This is a genomic window from bacterium, assembly GCA_040757115.1.
GTDB lineage: Bacteria > UBA9089 > CG2-30-40-21 > CG2-30-40-21 > SBAY01 > JBFLXS01.
The window spans coordinates 1-4,054 of record JBFLYA010000304.1 but is presented as its reverse complement, the minus strand read 5'-3'; the positions used below and the strand labels follow the sequence as shown (position 1 = coordinate 4,054).

At 38.4% G+C, this 4,054-nt stretch carries 5 protein-coding genes and 1 pseudogene; 2 read left to right on the top strand and 4 right to left on the bottom strand.

The annotated features are described in order from the left end of the window. Positions 1–371 precede the first annotated feature (371 nt). Both AB1422_17560 and AB1422_17555 read right to left on the bottom strand, forming a co-directional pair. On the bottom strand, positions 372–755 hold the full coding sequence (locus tag AB1422_17560) for a DUF6516 family protein (protein ID MEW6621110.1): 384 nt from the start codon (positions 753–755) through the stop codon (positions 372–374). Further along, positions 752–1,060, bottom strand: coding sequence for a hypothetical protein (locus tag AB1422_17555; GenBank protein ID MEW6621109.1), 309 nt, complete (start codon positions 1,058–1,060; stop codon positions 752–754). The genes AB1422_17560 and AB1422_17555 overlap by 4 nt, the downstream gene beginning before the upstream one ends. Before the next feature lie 540 nt (positions 1,061–1,600). Here AB1422_17555 and AB1422_17550 point away from each other — a divergent pair. After that, positions 1,601–1,873, top strand: a complete 273-nt coding sequence (locus AB1422_17550; protein ID MEW6621108.1) for a hypothetical protein — start codon at positions 1,601–1,603, stop codon at positions 1,871–1,873. Positions 1,874–1,902: 29 nt separating this feature from the next. Beyond that, a pseudogene (locus AB1422_17545) lies at positions 1,903–3,006 on the top strand (IS1380 family transposase). Between the two features lie 405 nt (positions 3,007–3,411). Here the strand turns inward: AB1422_17545 and AB1422_17540 are convergent. Together AB1422_17540 and AB1422_17535 are read right to left on the bottom strand one after the other, a co-directional pair. Then, positions 3,412–3,684 carry a hypothetical protein gene (locus tag AB1422_17540; protein ID MEW6621107.1) on the bottom strand — a complete coding sequence of 91 codons (273 nt, stop codon included), beginning with the start codon at positions 3,682–3,684 and terminating at the stop codon, positions 3,412–3,414. Next, a complete protein-coding gene (locus AB1422_17535) occupies positions 3,632–3,802 on the bottom strand; it encodes a hypothetical protein (protein MEW6621106.1) in 171 nt (56 codons plus the stop codon). The genes AB1422_17540 and AB1422_17535 overlap by 53 nt, the downstream gene beginning before the upstream one ends. Positions 3,803–4,054 lie beyond the last annotated feature (252 nt).

Sequence of the window (4,054 nt, the reverse complement as noted above, 5' to 3'; positions counted from 1 at the left end):
GGTTGACCCTAAAATATCTCCTTTTTATTTTCTCACACAAAGCCACAAAGAACACAAAGGTTTATTGTTTTATTCAATTCCTTTGTGACTTTGTGTCTCTGTGTGATTATTTTTATTATTCTAACGATAGAGCTCACCTGCTGCGGGGCGGATTACCACCAAACTTTGTAAGCACGATTACCTATGGAGATACTACAAAACTTTCAATCACGGCACAATCCCCCGCCGTCCGCTGCAACGCTTCGTTAGGTAAAAGATACACTCCCTCGTCTTTTTTCTTCTTCTGACTTGCTTTCCTTCTTAATAATTTAGTATTATGTCCCCGAATTTTTCCCTCAATCCTACTTTTCTCTTCTTTTTTTCTCTTAAAGTTACTCCTGTTTCTTTAAATGTCTTCTTTGAGCAACTTCCAATAACACATCATCTAATGCAGGTTCATGGCTTTCTTTCACATGTTCTTTATCTACATGCTTATGATGGGGAAACGTCAGAATATGAGGGTGATGAGAGGCATTATCATACCGAAAGAACATGGTATGGTCTTTACCCATATATTGATAGCGATATTTGATTTTCTCTCTCACATCCACATCTTTGACTTCCACAAACTCAAGTCGAGTGTCATCATCAAACAGAATTATGCCTCTGATAAAGCCTTGTTTCGCATTATAGACCTTCTTACTGAGTGTATATGATCGGATATTAGGAAAATCTTGAATGGTCTTTTCGACATATTCAAAATAGGCTTCAATCATTGTAATTCCCTTAGTTTTCGACTATTTTCTTGAAACATCTCATAAACGCCTGCCCATATCATAAAGTCTTCCGTATCTTCAAGCAGACCCTTTTGAAATTGCTGATAAAATTCCTCTGTTTTTAATTGATATTTCTGCTCAAATTGCTGTAGATCTAATCGAATATTAAGAAGAGCTTGTTTCAATTCAGCAATTTGATATGCAATGATATGTTGGGCAAACATTTCTTGATTGTGATACTGACCAAGAATTTTTTGAAGGCGTTCCTCTGTCTGTGGCTGTAACTCTAATTGAATATTGACCATGATTTCTATCACTCCTTTTCAATAACTTTATCATATATTTATTACGAATTTCATTTATCTCCTCATCTAAATTTTCACTTAAAAGCTCGGTTGTTGTGGGCATAGTATGCATCTGAAAGAATCTTTTGTCGAATAAATTCTGCGTTCTACTTTCACGGTACCACCCAATCCATCGGAGTTAGATAGTTCGCTAATCACTCGCGGATCGGAGCTCGAGTCGGCAGGATCATTGGAACCACATACCAATGAGTTCCGACGATTTTCGCAAGCTCGTTCGCACGAGGAATGAACGCATTGTATTCACCGACTTTTACCGAGTACTCATTGTATTCCCGTTTATAGACCCCTAATGCTTCGTTGACCTCAAATCGGCAACTGACCGTTTTTCCATGCCTTTAAGTTTTTGATATATAAATACTTAACTCATTAAAAAATCTGCAAATTTTTTAACAAAAATGCTTGACAGTGGCCCCCTTCTATGTTATACTTTATGTAAGTAATTGATATTACTAAAGATAATATAAAAAGGAGGCCAATTTTATGATACCTGTTACTACTTTTCAAATAGATACTCGCCCTCGTCGTGAACGACGACCTGAAATCATCGCCCTGGAGAAAAATAAACGAAAATTAGTCCGAAAACTAAGGCACGTTAATCTCGATGTTGAATTTGATAATCCATCAGTCACTGCCTTTGGTAACTTTCATACCATCGAAACCTTTAAACAAGCCATTGATTTTAAAGGTATCATTAAAGATAACTTCACTCTTTCTAAAGCACCCAACAGCATTATCCTGCTCCTCAAACATTAGAACATCTGATTGACTCTTGCTGTCTGGGTTTGTCCCGTTTTGACCATACAGAATCTTTACGCTTTGATCCAGGTTACCTTGACCTGAAACAAATCCCTTCTTTCCCTTCAGAAAAAGTATTCCGTGATATGCTCTCTGACTTCCAGAACAAACATATCGATGAACTTATAAATATCAATAAACAAATAATCGCTCTCAAATCAAAATGGTCAGGTCCTGTCGAGGTCACCTTAGATTTTGATGATTCAGTTGTCACGCTTCATGGTCATCAAAAAGGTAGTGAAGTTGGCTATAATCCTCGTTATCATGGTCAACCTTCCTTCAAAGTTAAGGTCTGTTTTATTGGCTCATCCGATGAATTAGTTCATCTTAATCTCTACTCGGGTGATGTCCATAGTAATGGTGAATTCATCCCTTTCTTTCAAACTTGTCTTGACTTGTTGTCTCACAATTATGTAGCTAAAAGACTTAGACTGGATAAAGGTTTCTTTGATGAAGATAACTTCAAGAAGTTTGAATCCTTATATTTAGAATATGTCTGCAAAGCTCCGCTAAAAGAGAACATTAGAAAATTCATCCTCTCCATTCCTGAAAAAGACTGGCAAGATATTGACGAATACACCAGTGTTACCAGTAAAGAATTTATCCTTAAAACCTGGGAAAAACCAAGAAGATTTGTCATCCGTAGAGTGAAAATAGATAAAGATACACCCTAACTCCTCCTCGACTATAAAGATTTCTATCGTTATGAAGCTGTCGTCACCAACATGGAAGAAGAACCTGCCCAGATTATGAAATTCTATGATGATAGGGCTAATGTCGAGAACAAAATAGATGAACTCAAAGATGGTTTTGCTGTAGAAGAAGCATCTCAGCATCTCAAAATTCGCAATCACGCCTTTATGCTCATCAAATCTATCGCCTACAACCTGATGAATTGGTATAGACAGGTTTGCTTGCCTGATGATAAAAAAAGGTGTGAAATTAAAACCATCCGCAGAGAAATTATCAATGTTCCTGGCAATATCCTCGGTAGTGGCAGGTATCATCGAATTAAACTGGCAACCAATAAATTCCTCGAATCTATCATCCTGACTATCAAAAAAATCTTGATGCTTTCTTCTATTTTGTAGCTAATGGTTTTAGCCCTGTTCCAGTTCGATGCTAAATAAACACTCCCTTAAATCTTACTTCTCAAAGAACTCCAACACTCGTATTGTGTCCAAATTATGACTCACTCCCATCTTAATCCCTTCTCTTTGCTATCCGTTATCTAATTCCCCGTAACCGTTCAGGTGGGTGAAACGCAAGATGTTTGGTGATAATTGCTGGTGCCCCCTACATATAGTAACCACCGCTTTTTATAGGCTCAAAAAAGGAAGCAAAACAGGCTCTCAAAATACTATATTTTGTGTTTTGTAATTCCTAAAAGCCCAAATGTAGTGGCTGAACGGTTACAATTCCCTTCATTTTTTCCTTAATTCTCTCCCAAATTTGTCAAAATATCCTCCTTTTTTACCTCCACCTCCCCTTTTCACTCAGCTACTTGCCGATTTCAGGTTGAATTCTCTTATTTTTACATTGCCGGAACCAACCATCGCAGAGTACTCTCGGTAGAGTTTGGGCGGTAAGCGTCCATCGGTAGCCAGAGACTCATATTTGGGTATGTTCATTTTGTACTGTTCAACTTCACCCCTAATTTTCTCCAGACCCTTCTCGGTTGAAGAGAGATGTAATTCCATTTCTCGAATCACAACCTTAAGTTGGTCCATCTGGGCTACAATGGCCTTCAACTCCTTCTTTTTTCCCATAGTGAAACCAATCTTGGCTGAACCAGAGAAATACATTAATCACTCCATAGACTGCGACTATACCCAGGATGCCAAGTAGGTGGGGAAGATGTTCAAGACCGATCCAGTCCTTCTTCATGCTAATTCTGCCCTCCTTGGATTGCGAGATGCAATCTAACGATAAAGTTCAGGTGCGGCGGGGAGAATTATCACAAAAGTTTGATAGCAAGATAAAACTTTGAGAGACCACAAAACTCTAACCATGGCACAGTCCCCCGCCGTCAACTGCAACGCAGGGTTAGACAAAAGCTCTCATTCGCTGTCTTTTCCTTTTCCTCTGCCTCACCGAATTATTGTGCATTCCACATTCACGGTTTGCCCCTACTAATAT

Excerpts from the sequence above, each read along its gene's own strand:
- AB1422_17535 (MEW6621106.1), bottom strand. The coding sequence starts at position 3,802 with ATGAAGAAGGACTGGATCGGTCTTGAACATCTTCCCCACCTACTTGGC.
- AB1422_17555 (MEW6621109.1), bottom strand. The coding sequence starts at position 1,060 with ATGGTCAATATTCAATTAGAGTTACAGCCACAGACAGAGGAACGCCTT.
- AB1422_17550 (MEW6621108.1), top strand. The coding sequence starts at position 1,601 with ATGATACCTGTTACTACTTTTCAAATAGATACTCGCCCTCGTCGTGAA.
- AB1422_17560 (MEW6621110.1), bottom strand. The coding sequence starts at position 755 with ATGATTGAAGCCTATTTTGAATATGTCGAAAAGACCATTCAAGATTTT.
- AB1422_17540 (MEW6621107.1), bottom strand. The coding sequence starts at position 3,684 with ATGGGAAAAAAGAAGGAGTTGAAGGCCATTGTAGCCCAGATGGACCAA.